Below are 18157 nucleotides of genomic sequence, written 5' to 3' on the forward strand. Positions count from 1 at the left end.
AAACGGCCATGAGGCACCACAAGGTCGGCTCCGTGATGACCACGGACGTCGTCCGCGCCGAGTACGGCACACCGTTCAAGGAGGTGGCCCGGCTGCTCGCGGCCCACCGGATCAGCGGACTGCCGGTGGTCGACGAGGACGACAAGGTCGTCGGGGTCCTGTCCGAGACGGACCTGATGATGCACCAGGCGACCACCCCCGACCCGTACGAGCAAAAGCACCGCGCGAAGCTCGCCGAACTGACACCCGGCGGCAAGCGCCGGACCGCGAAAGGCAAGGCCCGCACCGCCGGTGAGCTGATGACGCGGCCGGCCGTCACCGTGCACGCAGACGACACCATCGTCCAGGCCGCCCGCACCATGGCCCAGCGGCACGTGGAACGCCTCCCCGTCCTCGACGAGGAGGACCGCCTCGTGGGGATCGTCACCCGCCGCGACCTCCTCCAGGTCTTCCTGCGGCCCGACCAGGAGATCCGCACCGAGGTGATCGAGGAAGTCCTGGTGCGCGCCCTGTGGCTGCCGCCGCGCAGCGTCGAGGTCTCCGTGGCGGAGGGCGTGGTCACGCTCACCGGACACATGGAACGCAAGAGCGAGACCGAGATCGCCGTCTCCATGACGCGCCGGATCGACGGCGTGGTCGACGTGGTCGGCAAGCTCACCTACCGGCTGGACGACGCACGCCTGCGGACCGAGGAACAGGTACAGGCAATGCACGGCGTGGCCGACGACTGGCTGCGCCGACTGTGAGAGGAGGCGGACCACCATGACCGACACCGTGTTGGTCACCTACGGAACGACGAACGGATCCACGGCGGAGATCGCCGAAGCCGTCGCCGATGTCCTGCGCAAGGCCGGGCTGACCGTGGAGGCGCTGCCGGCCCGGTCCGTGACGAGCGTGGCGCGGTATGACGCCGTCGTGGTCGGCGGCGGGCTCTACGCGGGCCGCTGGCACAAGGACGCGCGGCGGTTCGTCCGCCGGCACCGCGCCCTGCTCGCCGAGCGCCCGGTGTGGTTCTTCAGCAGCGGACCGCTCGACGCGTCGGCCTCCGAGCGGGACATCCCGCCGGTGCGCGGCGTGCAGCGGGCCATGGCCCGACTGGAAGTCCGGGAGCACGTCACGTTCGGAGGGCGCCTGGAGGAAGGCGCCAAGGGGCGCGTGGCCAAGATGATCGTCCGCTCCGGGAAGGGCGGCGACTTCCGGGACTTCGGCGCGATCGAGGCCTGGGCGGGAGGCATCGCCGACGCTCTGACGCACGCTTAGGAGGAGAGGATTTGCCCGGCCCACTCAGGTCGGCCCCGATGCCCCGCGCGAAGCGGGCACCCGGGCCGGCCTCATGGCGTCGTCCGGGCGGAACCACGGCAACGCGGCAGGCGGCCCGGCCCAGCACGCTCCCGCTCCCTCTCGCCCGGACCGGTCGACCGCGCGACGGCTTTGCGCCGGCGGGTCGGTACGGGCAGGGATCACCCGTTTCCCCGCGGTCGGCCTTCAGGCGCGGCAGCGGGACCCGCACCTTCGCGTCGTGGACACACGGGAAGGCTCCGGGTCGCCGTGCGGCCCGGAGCCCGAATCCGTCGTGTGTTCAGCTGGTCTTGTGGCCCCACTGCGGTCCCACCTGATCCCATTCCCTGCCCCACTCGTCGACGCGGCGCCGGTCGAGACGCCACCGGGCGACCGCTCCGGTACCGAACACCAGGCCGCCCAGGGCGGCCGCTGCTGCGGCGCCCAGGACGCCCGACTCGATCGCCGCCTCCGTGGAGCTCGGCGGCGCGGCGATGAGGTGGCCCCGGGCGTCGTGCCAGACCGTGACGCCGGATCCGGCCTTGAGGCCGGTGTCCACCAGGGTCCGGCCCGTGCGGGCCGAGCCGTCGGACGCCGTCCAGCGCACCGTGGCCATCCGGAGATCGGAGGTGCCCCCGATCGTGGGGGCGCCCAGCGGGACGTCCTTCAGGAGCACGGCGCGCACGGACTGACGCTCGGTTCGCTGCTGTGCGAACACCTCGTCCGCGGCATGAGCGGTCGCCAGCCCGGCGACCGTGCCGCCCACGGCGAAGGCCGCCCACACGGCCAGCACGATCCAGGCCTCGACGATGTCATCGCGTCGCCGTAGCGGGTTGCTGCGCCACCGCCACAACCGTTTCCTCGCGTACGTGCCACCGGGCATCGGTCCGCACCTCCTCGTCGTCGTCGTGACACTCCGAAGGTGACAGCCGAGGCCCTGCCGCGGCATGGGCCGACCAGGCGCCGCCGCAGGGCCGGCCGGGACCGACTCCGCGGCCGGGAAGGGCCGTTCAGCCCAAGGGGCCACGGGGCCCGCCCGGAGCCTCGCCCAGGACCTTCGCCCCTGCCGAAGGCGATGCGGGGCGCCCATGCTCGTAGGAGAGGACCAGCCGTCCGACGCCCCCGTGCGAGGAGGGCCTCATGGAGAGCACAACGTTCGGCGCGGCGCTCGTGGAGACCTGTGTCTCCGCCGCGGTCGCCGCGCCCTCGATCCACAACACCCAGCCGTGGCGCTTCGGGCTGGACCCGGAGACAGCGACGTTCGAGGTGCGTGCCGATCCCGAAAGGGGCCTGCGGCACGCGGACCCCACGGGCCGGGCCCTGCTCCTCTCCGTCGGGGCTTGCGTGTTCAACCTGCGGGTGGCGCTGACCCACTTCGGCCGGCCACCGGTCACCCGTCTGCTGCCCAGCCCCGACGACCCCGGCCTGCTCGCCACCGTGCGGCCCGCCGGGTTCCCCGCGGAGCTCACCGCCGGGCAGGGGGAGGAGCGGCGCGTGGATCTCTACGAGGCGATCTGGCGCAGGCACAGCAGCCGCTTCCCCTTCACCAGCCGGCCGCTGCCCGCGGCGGTGCGCGACGAACTCGCCGCGGTGGCCCTTGCGGAAGGCGCGTCGCTGCGCTTCTCCGAGGAGGTGGACACGACCCGCATGCTGCGGCTGACCGCCGAGGCCGAACGGCGCAACCGCCTCGACGCGCACCGGGCGGCCGAGGGCCGCCACTGGGTGCACCGCGAGCTGGAACCGGCGCCCGACGCAGGTCTGCCCCGCACGGCGCTGGGCCCGCAGGACGCCCGGGAGAGGCTCCCGCTGCGCGATTTCACCGCACAACGGCATCCCGAACGGCTGATCGCGCGGCCCTTCGAGGATGCCCCGGTCATCGCCGCGCTGACCACCGACCACGACCGTCGAATCGACTGGCTGCGCGCCGGGCAGGCCCTCGAGCGGGTGTGGCTCGTCGCGACGGCCCACGGCGTGCGTGCGTCCGTGTTGCATCAGCCCGTCGAATGGGCCGACCTGCGGGACGCCCTCGCCGACGCCTGCGACGGCACCGCGCATCCGCAGCTGCTCATGCGCCTGGGATACGGCCCGGAGGGGCCGGCCACCCCGCGCCGCACACCAGGTCGGGAACAGTGGTAGGCCGCTCGGGCACGGGGCCCGCCATCGTCCGACCCGGTCGACCGAGGACCCGCTCGGGCGAAGGCTCAGCCGACCGAGGCGGAGACGGACTCCGCGACCGGCCCACCGGCCAGGTCCTCGGGCCACCGGGAGTGGATGTCGAAGGTGCCGGTCAGGCCCGTGCAGCGCAGGATCCGCAGGAATCGGACGCTGTCCGTGACCAGTCGCAGCCGGCCGTGCCGGGCCCTCGCCCGCTTCAACGCCAGGCACAGCACGGCCAGCCCGGCGCAGTCCATGAAGGACACGGGACGCAGGTCGAGCACCAGGTCGGGGCGCGGACCGGCGGTCAGCGCGTCCAGGCGTGCCGTGAGCGCGGGCGCCGTCAGGAGGTCGATCTCGCCCCGCAGGGTCACGACGGTCGCGCCACCGACGGTGTGATGCGCTCGGTACGGCGTGGACGTCGTGCGGTGAGTGGCCATGGGGAGAGAAAACCGGTGTCGGACGGGTGCGCGGAAGGGCCGTTCGGTCCCAGGCCGGGTGGGTCCGTCCGGCCCCTCTCCGCGCCGCGGGCCGACGGCAGGGACCGTCCTGCGGGCGAGGGGGCCGGACGGCCCAAGCGGAACAGCCGAATACCGGACAAGCTGGATGTGTGGGGCAATTTCGATACGTGAAGAAGGATGGTGAGGAGCGTCATGAAAGGCTTCGTCTTCCACGGCCCCGGGCAGTCCGCCTGGGAGGATGTCCCGGACCCTGCCATCAAGGAACCCACCGACGCCATCGTGCGGGTCGGTGCCGTCACCATCTGCGGTACGGACCTGCACATCCTCAAGGGCGACGTGCCCGAGGTGCGCCCGGGCACGGTCCTGGGTCACGAGGCCGTCGGCGAGATCGTGGAGATCGGCAGCGACGTCCGGACCGTACGTCCGGGCGACCGCGTGCTGGTCTCCTGCATCAGCGCCTGCGGCCGCTGCCGCTACTGCCGCGAGGGCAGCTACGGCCAGTGCCGCGGCGGCGGGGGCTGGATCCTCGGCCACCTGATCGACGGGACCCAGGCCGAGTACGTCCGCGTCCCCTACGCCGACCTGTCCGTGCACGCCCTGCCCAGCGCGGTGGAGAGCAAGGACGCCGTCCTGCTGGCGGACATCTTCCCGACCTCCTACGAGGTGGGCGTGCTCAACGGGCACGTTCGTCCGGGCGACACCGTCGCCGTCGTCGGGGCCGGCCCCATCGGCCTCGCGGCCATCGCCACGGCGCGCCTGTTCGCCCCCGAGCGGATCGTCGCCGTCGACCTCGCCGCGTCCCGCTTGGAGGCCGCCAAGCGGCTCGGCGCCGATGCCGTGGCCGACGCCGCCGAGGCCCCCGAGCAGCTGGTCGATGATCTCACCGACGGACTCGGCGCGGACGTGGTCATCGAGGCGGTCGGTGTGCCGGAGAGCTTCGAGATGTGCACCCGTATGGTGCGGCCCGGTGGCCATGTGGCCAACGTCGGCGTGCACGGCAAGCCGGCGATCCTGCACCTCGAAGACCTGTGGATCAAGAACGTGACCATCACCACCGGTCTGGTGGACACCCACTCCACACCCACCCTGCTGCGCATGGCCGCGGCCGGCCGGCTGCCCACCGCACAGCTGGTCACCCACACCTTCCCGCTGGATCGCATGGAGGAGGCGTACGACGTCTTCGCCCGGGCCGCCGACACCGGCGCCCTCAAGGTGGTGCTCGGCGGGCAGTCGCACGAGGAGGTCGCCGTCCGGGCGGCCTGACGAGAGGACGTGACGGGCCATGACCGAACAGACGCATGCGCACGCGACGGACGGCGCGCCCTCGGGCGACCTGGGCCGCCGACTTGCCGCACGCCGTGTGCAACTGGGGCTGACACGAGAGGAGACGGCCGCTCGAGCGGGCATGGCCCCGAGCTATCTGGCGCACCTGGAGCAGCATCCTGAGGCCAGGCCGGGCCGGGGTGCGCTGCTCACGCTGGCGGCGGTGCTGGAGACCACGGTCTCGGCGCTCACCGGAGGCGACGCCGATCTGCCCCCTGGTCCTGGACGAGCCGGGCGTGTCCCCGAGTTCACCGAGCTGAGCAGGACCGAATGCGCTCGGCTGCTGTCGTCGCACGGGGTGGGAAGGCTCGCCGTGTCCACGGCTTTCGGGCCGGTGATCGTGCCCGTCAACTACAGCGTCGTCGACGGCGCGATCGTCTTCAGGACCGCCCCCGGCGCGACGCCGTCCCTGGCGTCCGGCAGCCCGGTCGCCTTCGAGGTCGACCGCATCGACGACATGTTCAGCCAGGGCTGGAGCGTCCTGGTGCGCGGCCACGCGCGCGCGGTGACGGACCTCGGCGAGGAGCAACGGCTCGCGAAAGCGGCGTACAGCGGGCCGTGGACCGGAGGCCGGCGCGATGTCTGGATACGCATCGAACCGTATGCCGTCACGGGACGTCGCATCGCGGTCTGAACAGGGACGTTCTCAGAGCGGCCAGGGACCGATGGTCCCTGGCCGGGATTTCCTCACCGCTCGAGGATGGACCGGTACAGGACCGCTGCATCAGGTGAGAGACGAGAAGGCAGATGGACGCCGACGACGGATTCCGCGGACTCGACCGGAAGGAGTGCCTGCGCCTGCTGGCCGGGGTGCCTGTCGGGCGCATCGTGTACACATGGCACGCGCTGCCCGCCGTTCTGCCGGTCAACTTCTGCCTGGACGATGACGGCGCGGTACTGGTGCGCACCTCGGCCTCCTCGGAACTGGTGGGCGCTATCGACGCAGCGGTGGTCGCCTTCGAGGCCGACGAGGTCGACGCCGCCACCCACTCCGGCTGGAACGTCGTGGTCATGGGAACGGCCATGCTCGTGACCGACCCCGCCGAGCACGCACGGCTGCTGCGGACCGGGCCGCGTTCCTGGGCGCCGGCACCGCAGGAGGTCTTCGTGCGCATCGACCCGGAGCTGGTCACCGGGCGTGAACTCGTCGGCGGACACACCCGGTGCACAGTGCGCCTGCCCTCCTGAACTCCGGTCACCAGGTCCCTCAGGACCACCCAGCCCTGTCCCGGCCCGGACCGAACGGCCCTTGAAACAAGGGCCGTTCGGCGTTCGTGCGGGTTCTCCCGGCTGCTGCCCGCGGCGGTGGCGCACGAGGAGCATCGTCCGAGGGAGGCCGGTGCGCTCATCGAGCGTCCCCTCCACCGGACGGTCACTCGAAGAAAGGACAGGTAAGGCCATGACCCTGCATCACGTAGTCGTCGGAGTGGACGGCTCTTTGATCTCCGTGCGGGCGCTGGACTGGGCCGCGGCCGAGGCCGTACGCCACGGCGTAGCTCTGCGCGTGCTGTACGCGGTCCCCGACCGTGACGAGGCCGCACCGGTCCTCGACCACGCCGTGTCGCGCACACAGGTACGGCATCCGGGGCTGCGCGTGGAGAGCGTCGCGGCGGAGGGCGGTGCGGTGCGTGCGTTGGTGCGCGCGAGCGCGGACGCGGATCTCACCGTCGTGGGAACACGCGGCTTGGGCGCGTTGACCGGACCGGCGTTCGGCTCGGTGAGTCTGAGGCTGGCCGCGCTCACGCAAGGACCGCTTCTGGTCGTCCGGGGGGACCACCCGTGCGACGACGGCCGGGACGTACTGCTCGGCCTGGCGGACGACACGGACGTGCGGGCGGCGGCGTACGCCTTCCAGGAGGCCGAACGGCGCGGTGCGACGCTCCGCGTCCTGCATTCCTGGAGCCATCGCCACCTCACCCCCGAACTTCCCTCCCCCGTGCCGGCGCGCAGTCCGGGTCAGGAACGGCTGGCACGCAAGGCCCGGGCCGAGGAGGCCGTACCCCGCTACGCCCTCACGCGCCTGCGGGACCGGCATCCCGGTGTCACGGTGGTGACGCACACGGTCCGCGCCGCTCCCGCGGACGAGCTGGCGGCAGCGACCCAGGAGGCCGCGGTGGTCGTCATCGGCGCCCACCGCCGCACGAACGTGCTCGGCCCGCGCCTGGGGCCGGTCGCCCACACCCTGGTGCACCGGGCGCACTGCCCGGTGGTCGTCGTGCCCCACGGATGACCGGCCGGCCCCGGCACCGTTCAGGCCGACGGGGCCGGATCGTGGGCCACGAGGCGAACCCCGGTGATCAGATCGGGGCTGATGCGGACGGCGTGATCCATCCGCTCCGACACCCACGGACGCAACAAGGCCCGATAGCGGGCCAGTTCCCGCGCTTCGGTGACCAGCCGCGCATAGCCCGTGACGACCACGCTCCAGCCGAGGTGGGTGTCGGGGTCGATGTCGTCGGCCTCGTAGGCGACGACGGCCCCCTGACCCCCGGTCTGCCGGGTGTACCGGGTCAGCGCGGCGTCACCGTGGGTGCGGATGACGATGTCGCCGTCGACCAGCACGTGGTTGACGGGGCGGACGGTCGGCAGCGCGTGCTGGGTGAACACGATCCGCCCCAGCGACACGCTGCCCAGGAGCCGTAGCGCCTCGACGCCGTCCAGCTCGATGCTCCTGGGTGTTTCCGAGGTGTTCGACGGGTCGTCGGCCATGGCAGGTTTCCGTATCGTTGGGTCACTCACTCACAGTTCTCCGTCTCCCGCAGCCACGCGTGGGCCTTGCCGGGCCGTTCGAGGCGACGCGAACGGAGCGGCACCGCGGGGGATCGGTGCCGCTCCTGCCCTCACTGTCTCCCGGGCCGCTCTGTTCCCCCAGGTGCCGATGGTCCCGGGCCGTAGGGCCGGACGTCCCTCGCGCTCCTGGTGAGCTACCGGTGCATGGTCTCCAGAGCGGCGGCCAGCACGTGGGGATCGTGGTGGCCCTTGTAGACCTCCGGTGGCCGCTTGTCCAGCTTCAGCAGCTGCGCCACCGCCGCCCAGGCGGTGCGTACGGAGTACTCGACGGTGAAGACGACGTCGTCGGGCACCTCCGCGAACTGTCCGACGAAGGCGAGGTTCACCGATCCCTCGGGCACGACCCGGGGCCGGTCGTCGCGGCGACGGGCCAGGAACTGGCTGGTGATGTACGGCATCACACAGGGCACGACGGTGGAGGTCTGAAGGATCCGGGCCGCCGTCGGCTCGTCGAACGGGAGATGGTGCAGGACCTCTTCGAGGATCTCCCGGCCGGTGCACATCGTCATCGGCTTGGGCGTGTGGTTGCCGGCCCGGCCGGGGAACAGGCCGTAGCCCCACCAGACCCCGACATCCTCGGGCTGGTCGCGGTAGACGGGCTGCCGGTTGGCGACGATGCTGAGCAGCCAGTTGGATTCGGTGAAGGTCATCAGGCCGCCCTTGCCGGTCGGACGGCCGCTGAACTCCTCCAGCGCCTTCAGGAAGGCGGGGTCCTTCGTGGTGACCGTGAACGACTCCCAGCGGGATTCCTTGACGCGCTTGTCGAAGACGCCCGGGTTGCCGAAGTTCTCGCGTCCGCGGGCCAGCCGGTGCCACAGCAGCCAGGCGTCCGAGCGCTGCGGAGCCGGCGGGGGTGCGCAGGTGTGCGTGCCGAGGCTGGAGGCGTCGGTCATGGAGCCGTTGGTGACGAACACCAGGTCCTCGGGCGCGACGGTGATCTTCTCGTCGTGGCCGTCCCTGCTCAGCTGGAGGGTCTCGACCGTGCCGCTGCGGACGCCCGGGGTGAACCCGAGGTCGGTGACACGGCAGCCGGTGTGGACGGTGACGCCGCGCTCGCGCAGCCAGGCCGTCAGCGGCCGCACGATGGAGTCGTACTGGTTGTAGCGGGTCCGGTGGATGCCCGACATGGAGGCGAACTCGGAGAACAGGTGGATGAAGCGCCTGAGGTAGCGGCGGAACTCGATCGCGCTGTGCCAGGGCTGGAAGGCGAACGTGGTGCACCACATGAACCAGAAGTTGGTGGTGAAGAAGTGTTCGCCGAAGCAGTCGGTGATCCGCTTGCCGTCCAGGTGCCCCTCGGGGGTGGCCAGGCAGCGGACCAGCTCCAGCCGGTCGCGCTCGGAGAAGCCCATGGAGGACGTGTCGACGATCTTGCCGTCCCCGTCGACGAGCCGGGCGATGTCGTCCCAGGCGAAGTCCTCGTGTCCCGCCAGGATCTCCTCGGTCACGGAGACGGCGGGGTCGTCGAGGGTGGGTATGCCGGACAGCAGGTCGTACGTGCAGCGGAACTCGGCCTCGAACATCCGCCCCCCGCGCATGGTGTAGCCGGCGTCCGGCGTGCCTCCCGCGTCCAGGCTGCCGCCGAGGGTCCGCTGTTCCTCGAAGAGGTGGATGTCGGAGCCCTCGAAGCCGCCGTCGCGGATCAGGAACGTCGCCGCGGCCAGTGCCGCGATCCCGCTGCCCACCAGATATGCCTTCGCCATCACACAACTCCTCGTTCTCGCCGTCGACCGGGAACCGTGGATCCACGGTTCCCGTCGTCAGGGCCTTCCGTCAGTGGGCCGTTGGTCACTTCACTGGTCCGGACGGCCCTCGGCACGCGACTGCCCGGTTCCGCCGCGCCACGGCGGGACCGTCGTCCGGTGTCCGTCGTCCCAGGCCTGGGCGGCCTTGTCGGTCTGGCGGCGCAGCCGGTGCTGGAGCCGGTCGACGACCTCGGTGCCCGTCGCCTCCTCGGCCGCCGCGACCACCTGACGACCGCCGATGCGCAGGTCGGCCGTGGCCGACCACGGGTGGCCGGCGTGGTGGGCGGCCGCTCGCACGAGGTGCACCTCGCCGGTGACGACGGGCAGGCCCGGCCTGCGCACGACGGCGTCGATCTTCGTACGGGCGTAGGCCAGGGTCTCCTCGTCCACGGCGCCGTCGGAGCGCAGCCGGACCAGGGGAGTCTCATGGGCGCGGTCGGTGGTCATGCGGGGTCCTTCCTCGGGATGTCAGAAAGATGCGGTGCGGTTCAGGCCGCGGTGTCGGGCAGCCACAGGTCGGGGCCGAAGACCTCGTAGCGGATGTGTCGCGCGGGAACCCCGGCGCTCAGCAGCTGTCCGCGCACCTCCCGCATGAAGGGCAGCGGGCCGCACAGGAACACCGTGGCGCCGTCGGGGAGCTCGGATCCGCTCAGGTCCATCAGGCCGGTGCGGGCGTCCGGTTCCTCCGATCCGGGACGCTCGTACCAGAACACGGCGCGGGCGCCCGGCAGTTGCGCAATGAGCTCGCGTGTGTCGGCGCGCAGGGCGTGGTCGCCGGGGGAGCGGTCGGCGTGCAGGACCAGGACCGGGCGGGTCGAGCCGACGGCGGCGAGGTGCGCCAGGATGCCGGTCATCGGGGTGCAGCCGATGCCCCCCGAGACCAGCACGAGCGGCGCGGCGGTGTCCGCCGGTTCGTCGAGGAAGACGTCGCCGAACGGCGCCGACAGCAGCAGCTCGTCCCCCTCGCCCACGTGCTCGTGCAGCAGCGTGGAGACCTCGCCGTCCGGCGCGTCGGCGGCACCCGTGACCCGCTTCACGGTGATCCGCCGCAGCTCTCCGCCCGGGTCCGAGGACAGGCTGTACTGGCGCAGCTGGTGCGTGCCGTCGGCCAGGGCCACGCGGACGCTCACGTACTGGCCCGCGCGGGCCCGCGGCGCCGGTTCGCCGTCCGCCGGGCGGAGCACGAGGGACACCACGTCGGGCGTCTCGGCACGGCGTTCGACGACCGTCCAGGGCCGCCAGATCCCGCCGGGCTGAACGCCCGCGTCCTGGTAGAGGAGGGCCTCCCGGCTGATCAGGGCGCCGGCCATCAGCCAGTAGACCTCGTCCCAGGCGGCCGCCACCTCCGGGGTGACCGCGTCGCCGAGGACCTCGGCGATCGCGCCGAAGAGGTACTTGTGCACGATCGTGTACTGGTCGTCGGTGACACCGACGGCGGCGTGCTTGTGGGCTATGCGGGACAGCAGCGCGTCCGGCCGGGCCTCGGGATTCTCCAGCAGCGCGCCGGCGAATCCGGCGATCGACCCGGCGAGGGCGCGGCGCTGGGCGCCGCTGGCCTGGTTGCCGCGGTTGAACATCCCGTCGAGCAGTTCCGGCCGGTCGTGGAACATCGTGGCGTAGAAGCGGGTGGTGATCTCGTCGAGGGCTCCGGCCACGGCGGGCAGGGTGGCTCGGACGAGTGCGGCGGATTCTGCGGACAGCATGGAATCTCCCGAGAAGGGCGGACGAGGGGGGAAGGGGGCCGCATCGTGTGGGAGCGGCGGTCTCCTGTGTAGCAGGCACCGGACGGTGTCTCGGCGCAGTTCGGCGGCAGGGGGCCGAAGAGGGGCCGAAGGGCCCCATCACCTCGGGCGTATCGACCCCACCGGGCCCGCTCGGCCGGGGCCGGACGGCGGTGCGGCAAGGGCCCGCAGCCCCTGCCGCGACCGCCGCCGGAGCGTGACCGGGGCGCAGGCGGCGGTAGGCGCACCCTAGGGCCGTTCAGCCCGCTCGGCTTCCGGACGGTCCTGCGTACGGCCGTAGTAGGCCGTGCGCATGAGCTCCCGCATGTCGTCGAGCATCGGCATCCGCGGGTTGGCGGGCGCGCACTGGTCCTCGTAGGCGTTCAGGGCCTGCTGGGGCAGTGCGTCGAGGAAGGCGCGCTCGTCGACGCCGAGCGCCTGGAAGGTCGGCTCTATGCCCACGGCGTCACGCAGCCGCTCCACCGCCGAGGCGAGCGACTCGACGCCCTCGGCCGGGGTGGCGGCCGGCAGGCCCAGGGCGCGGGCGATGTCCTGGAAGCGCTCGGGGGCGCGGTAGTGCTCGTACTTGGGCCAGCCGGTGAGCTTCGTGGGAACGGTGCCGTTGTAGCGGATGACGTGCGGAAGCAGAACGGCGTTGGTGCGGCCGTGCGCGATGTGGAAGGTGGCGCCGAGGGTGTGGGACATGGCGTGGACGATGCCGAGGAAGGCGTTGCCGAAGGCCATGCCCGCGATCGTGCCGGCGTTGTGCATCTTCTCCCGGGCCTGGGGCCGGGCCGCGCGGTCGTTGACCGCTCCCTCGATGTTCTCGAAGATCAGCCGGATCGCGTGCAGGGCGAGGCCGTCGGTGAAGTCGTTGGCGTAGACGGACACGTACGCCTCGATGGCGTGGGTGAGGGCGTCGAAGCCGCTGTCGGCGGCCAGCGAGCGGGGCAGCTCGGTGGTGAGCAGCGGGTCGACGATCGCCACGCTCGGGGTGAGCGCGTAGTCGGCCAGCGGGTACTTCTTGCCGGTGGCGGGGTCGGAGATGACGGCGAACGGCGTCACTTCGGCGCCGGTGCCCGAGGTCGTGGGGATGCACACCAGGCGGGCGAGCTTGCCGAGGACGGGGAAGCGGAAAGCCCGCTTGCGGATGTCGGAGAACTTGTGCCGCATGTCGGCGAAGTCGACGTCCTTGCCCTCGGCCTGCTGCTCGTACAACAGCCACATCACCTTGGCCGCGTCCATGGGGGAGCCGCCGCCGAGGGCGATGATGGTGTCCGGGCGGAAGTCGCCCATCAGGCGGGCGCCGCGCCGGACCGAGTCGATGCTGGGCTCGGGTTCGACGTTGTCGATGACCTGGATGGTGACCGGCTCCCGGCGCCGCCGCAGCACGCGCTCGACCCGGTCGACGAGTCCGAGGCGGGTCATCGTCGCGTCGGTGACGACGGTGACGCGGTGGATGTCCGGCATGGAGGCGAGGTAGCGGATGGCCTGCGGCTCGAAGTAGATCTTCGGCGGGACCTTGAACCACTGCAGGTTGTTGCGGCGCACCGAGACCCTCTTGACGTTGAGCAGCTGGGCGGCGGAGACGTTGTTGGACACCGACGTGCTGCCCCAGGAGCCGCAGCCCAGTGTCAGCGACGGCAGCAGGCTGTTGTAGATGCCGCCGATGGCACCCTGCGAGGACGGGGCGTTGACGATGATCCGCACGGTCTTGATCCGCCTGCCGTACGCCTCCGCGAGCTCCATGTCCTCGGTGTGGATGACGGCACTGTGGCCCTGCCCGTGGAAGGCCACCATGTCGGCGGCCAGGTCGAAGCCCTGCTGTTCGGAGCCGGCGCGCAGGACGGCGAGGACCGGGCAGAGCTTCTCGCGGGTGAGCGGCTCGTCCGGGCCGACCCGGTCGGCCTCGACCAGGATGATCGACGTGTCCTGAGGCACGGAGAATCCGGCCTGCTCGGCGATCCAGGCCGGGCTCTGCCCGACGGCCGCGGCGTTGACCTTGGGCTCGCAGCCCGCGCCCGCGGCGCCGACCGGGAACAGGAAGGTCTCCAGCTTCGCCTTCTCCTCGGCGGTGGCCAAGTGGGCGTGCAGGGTGCGGAATTCGGTGAGGACCGCGTCGTAGACCTCCTCGTCGAGGATGACGGCCTGTTCGGAGGCGCAGATCATGCCGTTGTCGAACGACTTCGACAGCACCAGGTCGTTGACGGCCCGGCGCACGTCGGCGCTGCGGTGGACGTAGGCGGGGACGTTGCCGGCGCCCACGCCGAGGGCGGGCTTGCCGGCCGAGTAGGCGGCCTTGACCATCGCGTTGCCGCCGGTGGCGAGGATCAGCGAGACGCCCGGGTGGCGCATCAGGGCGCCCGTCGCCTCGACGGACGGGGTCTCGATCCACTGCACGCAGTGCTCCGGCGCGCCCGCGGCGACCGCCGCGTCCCGCACGATGCGGGCTGCCTGCGCGCTGCAGCGCTGGGCGGAGGGATGGAAGGCGAACACGACCGGGTTACGGGTCTTCAGCGCCATCAGCGCCTTGAAGACGGTGGTCGAGGTCGGGTTGGTGACGGGCGTGATCGCGCACACCACGCCGACGGGCTCGGCCACCTCGATCATGTCGTCGATGTCGTCGCGGGCGATGACGCCGACGGTCTTCATCGGGCCCATGCTGTGCGTGACGTACTCGCAGGCGAACATGTTCTTGGCCGCCTTGTCCTCGAAGACGCCGCGTCCGGTCTCCTCCACCGCCAGCCGCGCGAGTTCGGTGTGCTGGTCCAGCGCGGCGACCGAGGCCTTCTTCACGATGTGGTCGACCTGCTCCTGATCGAGCGCCTCGTAGTCGGCGAGTGCCTTGAGCCCGTTCGTCACCAGGTGGTCCACCGCGATGGCGATGTCGGACGGCGCGGCGGTGGGGCCGGTGGTCGCGCTGGGTTCGTCGTGGCGGGTCATGGGGGCGGGCCTCCGTCGTCGAAAGGGCGACGCCGCGGGGCGGCGGCGCGGGGGGAGGGAGCGGAAGCCCGGGAAGGGGGTACCGCTCCCACCAGCAGCGTCTCTCCTCAGCGACCCTCCCTCCCAGGTCCCGATGGTCCCTTCGTAGGGCTGACCGGCCCTGCGTCGAAGCGGAGGTTCAGCCTGTTGACGACGCCGACCACCCCGTCCACCCGATACGTCAGGCGGATCGCTTGCGGGACGGCGTCGCGTTCCTCCACGGACCCTTCGAGCGTGACCATGCCGTCCCGGACCGAGACGCCCACGCTGTGGGCCGGCAGGCCCAGCGCGCGGGTCACCACCTCGTCGCGGACCTCCTGGCGGATCTCGTCGTCCGTGCGCAGGAAGACCCGCAGCAGGTCGCGCCGGGTGGCGATGCCGATCAGCCGGTCCTCCTCGTCCACGACCGGGAGACGCTCGACGCCGTGACGCTCCATCACGCGCGCGGCGTCCGCGATCCGTTGCTCCGGATGCACGGTGACGGCGGGGCTCGACATCAGTTCCGCCGCCGTGGTGGCGCGGCCTTCGGCGCGCCGGGCGGAGCGGCCCAGCGGGAGCATCCGCCGGCGCCGTGGCGGGCCGTCCGCGGACCGGGCCGCCTGGCGGCGGATCAGATCGGTCTCGGAGATCACTCCGACCACCTTGTCGTCCTCGTCCACGACGGGCAGTCCGCTGATCCCATGCCGGTCCAGCAGCCTGACGACGTCCTTGAACGATGTCTCCCGGTGCGCCTCGACGACCTCACGGGTCATCACCTCACCGACGATGCGAGCCATGCCGCCCACCTCCTTTCACCTGCTGTCGCTGGTCTCCGTCGTGGAGAGCGCGGCACGTCCGGCCTCCAGCCGCGCGACCGGGACGCGGAACGGCGAGCAGGAGACGTAGTCCAGTCCGGCCGAGTGGAAGAAGTGGACGGAGTCCGGATCCCCGCCGTGCTCGCCGCAGACGCCGATCTTCAGGTCGGGGCGCGCGGCGCGCCCCTCGTCGACCGCGATCCGGACCAGCCGGCCCACTCCGTCGCGGTCGAGGGTCTCGAACGGTGAGGTGGCGAAGATGCCCCGGTCGAGATAGGCGGAGAAGAAGGCCGCCTCGACGTCGTCGCGGGAGAAGCCCCAGGTGGTCTGCGTGAGGTCGTTGGTGCCGAAGGAGAAGAACTCGGCCTCCTCGGCGATCCGGCCGGCCGTGAGCGCGGCCCGGGGCAGCTCGATCATGGTTCCGACCGGGCAGTGCACGGGGACGCCGGACTCCTTGGAGACCTCGGCGAGGACGCGTTCCACCTCTTCGCGCTCGATGCGCAGTTCCTCGACGGCGCCGACCAGCGGCACCATGATCTCCGCCTCGGGGGAGCCCCCGGCCTTCGTGCGCTCCACGACCGCCTCGGCGATCGCCCGCACCTGCATGGCGACCAGTCCCGGGACGACCAGGCCCAGACGCACGCCGCGCAGCCCGAGCATCGGGTTCTCCTCGTGCATGCGGTTGACCGCTTCGAGGAGTTCGGTGTCGTGCGGTTCGGACACGGAGCCCTGCGCCTGCGCGGTGGCGATGCGCACGGCCAGGTCGGTGCGGTCGGGCAGGAACTCGTGCAGGGGCGGGTCGATGAGCCGGATGGTGACCGGCAGACCGTCCATCGCCTCCAGGATGCCGATGAAGTCCTGCCGCTGGAGCGGCAGCAACGCGCCCAGCGCCTGCTCGCGCTCGGTCTCGTCGCGGGCCAGGATCATCGCCTCGACCAGCTTGCGGCGCTCGCCGAGGAACATGTGCTCGGTGCGGCACAGCCCGACGCCCTGCGCGCCGAACCGCCGGGCGCGGGCGGCGTCCTCGGGGGTGTCGGCGTTCGCCCGCACCTCCAGCCGCCGGGCGCCGTCGGCCCGTTCCATGGCGCGGGCCACGGCCTCGACCAGCCCGGCCGGCCTCTCACCCGTCTCGAAGTAGCGCATCACCGCGGAGTCGACCAGCGGGGCGGCGCCCAGGTACACGGCGCCCTCGGAGCCGTCGACGGAGATGACCGTGCCCTCCTCGACGGTGGTGTCGCCCACGGTGAAGCGACGCGCCGCCGTGTCCACGGTGAGTTCCTCGGCGCCGCACACGCACACCGTGCCCATGCCGCGGGCGACCACGGCCGCGTGGCTGGTCTTGCCGCCGCGGCTGGTCAGCACCGCCTGTGCGGCGATCATGCCCGGCAGGTCGTCGGGGGTGGTCTCCTGGCGGACGAGGACGACCTTCTCGCCGGCGGCGGCCCGGCGGACGGCTTCGGCGGAGTCGAACACCGCGGCGCCCACGGCCGCACCCGGAGAGGCCGGGAGACCGTGCGCGAGCGCCTCGCCGACGGCCGAGGTGTCGAACCGGGGGAACATCAACCGGGCGAGACCGTCCCCGCTGACACGGACCAGACCCTCGTCGGAGGTGATCAGGCCCTCGTCGGCCAGCTCGGCGGCGAGGGCGAACGCGGCCTCGGCGGTGCGCTTGCCCACCCGGGTCTGCAGCATCCACAGCCGGCCGCGCTCGATGGTGAACTCGATGTCGCACAGATCCCGGTAGTGGGTCTCCAGCGTCCGCAGGTGGCCGCGCAGCTGCTCGTAGGAGACGGGATCCAGGTCCCCCAGAGCGGTCAGCGGGACGGTGTTGCGGATTCCGGCGACGACGTCCTCGCCCTGGGCGTTCGCCAGATAGTCGCCGTACAGGCCGGGCCGCCCCGTGGCCGGGTCGCGGGTGAAGGCGACGCCGCTGCCGGAGTCGGACCCGAGATTGCCGAAGACCATGGTCTGCACGTTGACCGCGGTGCCCAGGTCCTCGGAGATGTGCTCGCGGCGGCGGTACACCCGGGCGCGTTCGCCCCGCCAGGACTCGAAGACGGCGAGCACCGCCCGGCGCAGCTGCTCGGCCGGGGACTGCGGGAAGTCCTCACCGGTCTCCCGGCGGATCAGGCCCTTGTACGTCGTGACGAGCCCGGCCAGGTCGGCCGCGTTCAGGCCCAGGTCGTTCACCGCGCCCCGGGTTCGCTTGAGGTCGGCCAGGGCGTTCTCGAACAGGGAGCCGTCGACGCCCATGACCGTGCTGCCGAACATCTGGATGAGACGGCGGTAGGAGTCCCAGGCGAAGCGCTCGTTCCCGGAGACCTTCGCCAGGCCGAGGACGGAGTCGTCGTCGAGGCCGATGTCGAGGATCGTCTCCATCATGCCGGGCATGGAGAACCGCGCCCCGGAGCGGACGGACAGCAGCAGCGGGTCGTCGGGCTGACCCAGCCGTCGTCCCGCGGCCTGCTCCAGGGCGGTGAGGTGCTCGGAGATCTCGCGGGCCAGTGTGTCCGGCTCGGTGCCGGTGGCGAGGAAGGCCCGGCAGGCCTCGGTGGTCACGGTGAATCCCGGCGGGACCGGCAGCCCCAGCCGGGTCATCTCGGCCAGGTTCGCGCCCTTGCCGCCGAGCAGGTCGGCCAGGTCACGGCCGCCTTCTGCGAAGTCGTACACGTAACGGACCATGACGTCGGTCTCCTCCGTCGGGCTGCGGGCTGGATACTTCTCCAGCGTCCGACCGCCGGGACCGCGAGGGGCAGGTGCTGTCGGTCCCCTCCACCGGGGCCGGTCGGCCCAGGCGGATCCGTCCCTTCGCCGTGGGCATGCCCGACGGAGTCGGTCGTGGGGTGCGCCGCGCACGAGTCAGCGGTGCAGGCCAGAGCCGCTGCCGGCGGAATTCGGGGCACTGAGGA

The 18157-nt window shown here is 72.0% G+C and carries 16 protein-coding genes; 7 read left to right on the forward strand and 9 right to left on the reverse strand.

What is annotated here, in order from left to right:
- Positions 1-8 precede the first annotated feature (8 nt).
- Both OG289_RS43600 and OG289_RS43605 read left to right on the forward strand, forming a co-directional pair.
- Complete coding sequence (locus tag OG289_RS43600) at positions 9-746, forward strand: CBS domain-containing protein (RefSeq protein WP_327319538.1); 738 nt, start codon at positions 9-11, stop codon at positions 744-746.
- A gap of 16 nt (positions 747-762) precedes the next feature.
- On the forward strand, positions 763-1260 hold the full coding sequence (locus OG289_RS43605) for a flavodoxin domain-containing protein (protein WP_327319539.1): 498 nt from the start codon (positions 763-765) through the stop codon (positions 1258-1260).
- Positions 1261-1579: 319 nt separating this feature from the next.
- On the opposite strand, the gene OG289_RS43610 is transcribed toward OG289_RS43605, so the two are convergent.
- Entirely contained in the window at positions 1580-2161 is a 582-nt protein-coding gene (locus tag OG289_RS43610) for an Rv1733c family protein (RefSeq protein WP_327319540.1), read from the reverse strand.
- A 257-nt stretch (positions 2162-2418) separates the two neighbouring features.
- Between OG289_RS43610 and OG289_RS43615 the strand changes: the two genes are divergently transcribed.
- Positions 2419-3414, forward strand: a complete 996-nt coding sequence (locus tag OG289_RS43615) for an Acg family FMN-binding oxidoreductase (RefSeq protein WP_327319541.1) — start codon at positions 2419-2421, stop codon at positions 3412-3414.
- 65 nt (positions 3415-3479) lie between these two features.
- Here the strand turns inward: OG289_RS43615 and OG289_RS43620 are convergent, their stop codons facing one another.
- Positions 3480-3872 (reverse strand): STAS domain-containing protein, encoded by a 393-nt coding sequence (locus OG289_RS43620; protein WP_327319542.1) that lies wholly within the window; start codon positions 3870-3872, stop codon positions 3480-3482.
- A gap of 213 nt (positions 3873-4085) precedes the next feature.
- Between OG289_RS43620 and OG289_RS43625 the strand changes: the two genes are divergently transcribed.
- The 4 genes from OG289_RS43625 to OG289_RS43640 all read left to right on the forward strand — a co-directional run bounded on the left by OG289_RS43625 (position 4086) and on the right by OG289_RS43640 (position 7446).
- Positions 4086-5156: a zinc-dependent alcohol dehydrogenase family protein gene (locus tag OG289_RS43625; protein ID WP_327319543.1), complete on the forward strand. Its 1071-nt coding sequence runs from the start codon at positions 4086-4088 to the stop codon at positions 5154-5156.
- Between the two features lie 19 nt (positions 5157-5175).
- Positions 5176-5850 carry a helix-turn-helix domain-containing protein gene (locus tag OG289_RS43630; RefSeq protein WP_327319544.1) on the forward strand — a complete coding sequence of 225 codons (675 nt, stop codon included), beginning with the start codon at positions 5176-5178 and terminating at the stop codon, positions 5848-5850.
- 113 nt (positions 5851-5963) lie between these two features.
- Entirely contained in the window at positions 5964-6404 is a 441-nt protein-coding gene (locus OG289_RS43635) for a pyridoxamine 5'-phosphate oxidase family protein (RefSeq protein WP_327319545.1), read from the forward strand.
- A gap of 211 nt (positions 6405-6615) precedes the next feature.
- The gene (locus OG289_RS43640) at positions 6616-7446 is read left to right on the forward strand and encodes a universal stress protein (protein ID WP_327319546.1); all 831 of its coding nucleotides are present in this window, start codon (positions 6616-6618) and stop codon (positions 7444-7446) included.
- A 20-nt stretch (positions 7447-7466) separates the two neighbouring features.
- Here the strand turns inward: OG289_RS43640 and OG289_RS43645 are convergent, their stop codons facing one another.
- The 7 genes from OG289_RS43645 to ppdK all read right to left on the reverse strand — a co-directional run bounded on the left by OG289_RS43645 (position 7467) and on the right by ppdK (position 17930).
- Entirely contained in the window at positions 7467-7925 is a 459-nt protein-coding gene (locus OG289_RS43645; RefSeq protein ID WP_327319547.1) for a pyridoxamine 5'-phosphate oxidase family protein, read from the reverse strand.
- A 215-nt stretch (positions 7926-8140) separates the two neighbouring features.
- Positions 8141-9709: an oleate hydratase gene (locus OG289_RS43650; protein ID WP_327319548.1), complete on the reverse strand. Its 1569-nt coding sequence runs from the start codon at positions 9707-9709 to the stop codon at positions 8141-8143.
- Positions 9710-9799: 90 nt separating this feature from the next.
- Positions 9800-10198, reverse strand: a complete 399-nt coding sequence (locus tag OG289_RS43655; protein WP_327319549.1) for a hypothetical protein — start codon at positions 10196-10198, stop codon at positions 9800-9802.
- 41 nt (positions 10199-10239) lie between these two features.
- Positions 10240-11454, reverse strand: a complete 1215-nt coding sequence (locus OG289_RS43660; RefSeq protein WP_327319550.1) for a globin domain-containing protein — start codon at positions 11452-11454, stop codon at positions 10240-10242.
- Positions 11455-11721: 267 nt separating this feature from the next.
- On the reverse strand, positions 11722-14415 hold the full coding sequence (gene adhE / locus OG289_RS43665; protein WP_327319551.1) for a bifunctional acetaldehyde-CoA/alcohol dehydrogenase: 2694 nt from the start codon (positions 14413-14415) through the stop codon (positions 11722-11724).
- Between the two features lie 107 nt (positions 14416-14522).
- Positions 14523-15230, reverse strand: a complete 708-nt coding sequence (locus OG289_RS43670; RefSeq protein ID WP_327319552.1) for a CBS domain-containing protein — start codon at positions 15228-15230, stop codon at positions 14523-14525.
- A 15-nt stretch (positions 15231-15245) separates the two neighbouring features.
- Complete coding sequence (gene ppdK, locus OG289_RS43675) at positions 15246-17930, reverse strand: pyruvate, phosphate dikinase (protein ID WP_327319553.1); 2685 nt, start codon at positions 17928-17930, stop codon at positions 15246-15248.
- Positions 17931-18157: the final 227 nt, after the last annotated feature.

The sequence above is a fragment of the Streptomyces sp. NBC_01235 genome, assembly GCF_035989285.1.
GTDB lineage: Bacteria > Actinomycetota > Actinomycetes > Streptomycetales > Streptomycetaceae > Streptomyces.